The sequence below is a fragment of the Anaerovibrio sp. genome, from assembly GCF_051866355.1.
In the GTDB taxonomy this organism is placed as follows: domain Bacteria; phylum Bacillota; class Negativicutes; order Selenomonadales; family Selenomonadaceae; genus Anaerovibrio.
Window position 1 is genome coordinate 1 of the sequence record NZ_JBJDWZ010000044.1, and the last position, 3,734, is coordinate 3,734.

At 50.0% G+C, this 3,734-nt stretch carries 3 protein-coding genes and 1 pseudogene; 2 read left to right on the forward strand and 2 right to left on the reverse strand.

Annotated features, from left to right (window positions below; translation table 11 throughout):
* Positions 1-191, reverse strand: a pseudogene (locus tag ACI3UA_RS02475) (2-oxoacid:acceptor oxidoreductase subunit alpha); the annotation flags it as partial.
* Positions 188-388 (reverse strand): 4Fe-4S binding protein, encoded by a 201-nt coding sequence (locus ACI3UA_RS02480; RefSeq protein WP_154406795.1) that lies wholly within the window; start codon positions 386-388, stop codon positions 188-190. The pseudogene ACI3UA_RS02475 and the gene ACI3UA_RS02480, both read right to left, overlap by 4 nt.
* A gap of 547 nt (positions 389-935) precedes the next feature.
* Between ACI3UA_RS02480 and ACI3UA_RS02485 the strand changes: the two genes are divergently transcribed.
* Together ACI3UA_RS02485 and ACI3UA_RS02490 are read left to right on the forward strand one after the other, a co-directional pair.
* Positions 936-2,060 (forward strand): ABC transporter ATP-binding protein, encoded by a 1,125-nt coding sequence (locus tag ACI3UA_RS02485; RefSeq protein ID WP_439723251.1) that lies wholly within the window; start codon positions 936-938, stop codon positions 2,058-2,060.
* Positions 2,053-3,708 carry an ABC transporter permease gene (locus ACI3UA_RS02490; RefSeq protein WP_439723252.1) on the forward strand — a complete coding sequence of 552 codons (1,656 nt, stop codon included), beginning with the start codon at positions 2,053-2,055 and terminating at the stop codon, positions 3,706-3,708. Before ACI3UA_RS02485 ends, ACI3UA_RS02490 begins: the two co-directional genes overlap by 8 nt.
* Positions 3,709-3,734 lie beyond the last annotated feature (26 nt).

A 3,734-nucleotide genomic window follows, 5' to 3' on the forward strand; every position in this document is an offset into this window, starting at 1 on the left:
ACGACACCCATGCTGGCAATCTCGTCCTCCATCTGGACAAACTTGCCGCCAACCTGCGGCAGGAGCTTTGCCATGCCCTCGGCAATTTCTGTGGAAGGGGTAATAGGATAGCCGCCAAAGAAACGGACACCGGCTGCCAATGCACCCTCGGCACATGCCTCATTACCCTGCATTAATCTAGCTTTACTCATTTTGCCACCTTCTTATCTACAAAAATCGCATAATCAGGGCAGCGCATCTCGCACTGGCCGCAGGCTATGCAGTCATCAGGATTTTCGATAACAACCTTGCCCAGCTCGGAAAGCCCCAGCACCTTTTTCGGGCAGAAAGCTACGCATATACCGCAGCCTTTGCAGCGAGGCAGCTTCACTGTGATTTCAGAATTCATATCTGACCCTCCAATACACACACAATATACATTACTCAGCCTAAAATGTGCATAAATATGCACAAATGGTAAAGCAAGTTGAAAACACACGAAGCAGTCCCAGCTTTGTGCATATTTAAAGCTGAGAACTGCCTCATTGCAGGTGTTATTATATCACTTTGCAGTGGACTTGTGTAGTATTTTTTTGATATAAATTGGAAAAAGACAAAAGAATAATGTATACAAGCCATATCCATATTGTTATGGATTGTATGTCAGAAAAGTTAAATGTGTTTTGCAAAGAGATTGAGGGAAAGCGCGAACAGGGAATACGGCATGTGGCAGGGAGGATGCCCTGCTGATTTAATTGTGTGATGATTTAGAAATGAGTGGCTGGTTCATCGGCAGGCGGTACTTTATTATTGGAGTTTGTTCAGAATTTGGTATGTTTTGACTGAATTATGGATTGTTTTAGCTTGCTTGGGTGCTTATACTAATGATAAAGATTTCGTAAAAAATGTGTTGTGCAAAAATACATGGCAAATATCCACAGACGGGAGCGAGTAGTATGAGTGTGGAAATTAATATTGACAAGGCGGTAAAAAAATACGGGGATTTGACGATTATTCCCGGTCTGGACGAGCATATCAGAAATGGTGAGTTTTTTACCCTGCTGGGGCCGTCGGGCTGTGGCAAGACGACCCTTCTGAGGATGATTGCGGGCTTCAACAGCATCGAGGGCGGCACTATTGCCTTCAATGACAAGGTAATCAATGACATTCCGGCCCATGAGAGAAATATCGGCATGGTGTTTCAGAGCTATGCGATTTTTCCGCATCTGACCGTCCGCGAGAATGTGGAGTACGGCCTGAAGCTACGGAAAATTCCCAAGGCTGAGATGAAGCGCAAGGTTGATGATATTCTGGATGTGGTGCAGATTACCGAGTATCAGGACAGGTTGCCGGAAAGGCTGTCAGGCGGGCAGCAGCAGCGCGTGGCGCTGGCCCGTGCCATTGTCATTCATCCCAGCGTGCTTTTGATGGATGAGCCTTTGTCCAATCTGGATGCCAAGCTCCGTGTGGAAATGCGCTCGGCCATCCGCGAGGTACAGAAGCAGGTGGGCATTACCACCGTTTATGTCACCCACGACCAGGAGGAGGCCTTGTCCATTTCTGACAGGATTGCCGTCATGAAAAAGGGTGTTATCCAGCAGACGGCATCGCCACACACCATTTACACCAGACCGTACAATGTCTTTGTTTCCACCTTTATCGGCCATTCCAACCTGTTCCACGGCGTTATCCGGGCGGATGGGGCCGGCAGGGCCGTGGTATTTAACGACGGCTATGTGATGCCAATGGACAACCTTTCCGACGAGGTAACGGACGGCATGCAGGTAATCGTGTCCGTCCGGCCGGAGGAATTTTCCATTCAGCCTCAGGGGCAGGGCCTGCAGTGCAGGATAAAGAACAAGGTCTTTTTGGGCAAATACAATACATATTTCCTTGATTTTGAGGAAAAAATGCTGGTGCCGAACCAGCCATCCATTGAGTTCTCTCAGGATTTGGGCCATGCGGAGCGGCTTTTGGATGTAAATGAAACAGTGACGCTGAAGCCGAATGCCGCCAAGGTAAACGTGTTCACGGCAGACGGCGAGCGTAACCTTTTGAAGGGTGTGGTGCTTCATGAATAAGAAATTAATTCGCTGGGATTTTTGGACGGGGGTAACCCTGCTGGCCATCGTGGTCTTCGGGCTCTTCCTGATTTATCCACTCTTTTCCCTGTTCATAACAGCGTTTCAGGACCCGGAAACAGGGGCTTTTACCATGGGGCACTTCGCTCATTTCTTTGAGCGGAAATATTATTACCAGTCCATGATTAACAGCTTTTCCGTTACCACCTGCGTAACGGTGCTGGCTATTGTCATCGGCACCATACTGGCCTATTTCATGTCCATGTACAAGGTCAGGGGCAGGAACATCGTGGAAATCTGCATCATTATTTCCCTGCTGTCACCGCCTTTTATCGGTGCCTATTCGTGGATTCTGATTGGCGGGCGCAGTGGTATCCTCACCCAGTGGCTGCAGAATACCTTCGGGATTGAGTTTCCTTCCATTTACGGTTTTTCGGGCATCCTTCTGGTGCTGACCCTGAAGCTGTACCCATTTATTTACCTGTATGTGTCCGGCGCCCTGAAGAATATCGACTCGGCGCTGATTGAGGCGGCGGAGAGCCTGGGCTGCAGCGGCATCCGCAAGGTGTTTACGGTTATTGTGCCGCTGATTACGCCGACGATTCTGGCGGGAGCGTTGATGGTGTTCATGAATGCCATGGCTGACTTTGGTACGCCGATGCTGATTGGCGAGGGGTTCAACGTCATGCCGGTCATGATTTATTCGGAGTTTATCAATGAGGTAGGGGATCAGGCGAATTTTGCGGCGGCCATGGCTGCCATCATGGTCTTCATTACCTCGGTGATTTTCCTTTTGCAGAAATACGTTGTCAACCGCAAGTCCTTTACCATGAGTTCCCTGCGGCCTATTCAGATAGGGCGGCTGCACGGGGTTCAGAATGTTCTCATGCATGCAGGCATCTATCTGCTGGTGTCCCTGTCCCTTATCCCTCAGCTGGTGGTTATTTACACCTCCTTCCTGAAAACGCGGGGGGCTATCTTTGTAGATGGCTATTCGCTGGACAGCTACCGGACTATTTTCAACAGCCTTGCCTCGGCCATTCAGAACACCTACCTGTTCAGCACCGGTGCCATGGTGATGATTATTTTTCTGGGCATGACGGTGGCATACCTGACCACCCGCAGAAAGAGCTGGCTGACGGAGGTTATCGATACGCTGACCATGTTCCCGTACATCATTCCGGGCTCTGTTCTGGGTATTACCCTGCTGCTGGCTTTCAACGATGAGCCGCTGCTGCTTTCCGGCACGGCCTTTATCATCATTATTTCGCTGGTTATCCGCAGGCTGCCTTATACACTGCGTTCCAGCTCGGCTATCCTTTATCAGATAAGCCCAAGTCTGGAGGAAGCGTCTATCAGTCTGGGGGCATCGCCTTTGAAGACGTTTTTCAGGATTACGGCAGTCATGATGCTGCCGGGCGTCATGAGCGGTGCAATCCTTTCCTGGATTACGGCTATCAATGAGCTGAGTTCCTCGGTTATCCTCTTTACCGGTGCCACCAAGACCATGTCCGTGGCAATTTATACCGAGGTAATCCGCGCCAGCTACGGCACGGCGGCGGCTCTTTCAACCATCCTGACGATTACCACCATTACGGCGATGGTGATTTTCTTCAAGGTGTCAGGGCGCAAGGATGTTACCCTGTAAGGCGTGGCCAAGGGGAAGCAGGTCAT

Bases quoted from the DNA above. Each gene is read 5' to 3' on its own strand.
- ACI3UA_RS02480 (WP_154406795.1), bottom strand. From the start codon at position 388: ATGAATTCTGAAATCACAGTGAAGCTGCCTCGCTGCAAAGGCTGCGGT.
- ACI3UA_RS02485 (WP_439723251.1), top strand. From the start codon at position 936: ATGAGTGTGGAAATTAATATTGACAAGGCGGTAAAAAAATACGGGGAT.
- ACI3UA_RS02490 (WP_439723252.1), top strand. From the start codon at position 2,053: ATGAATAAGAAATTAATTCGCTGGGATTTTTGGACGGGGGTAACCCTG.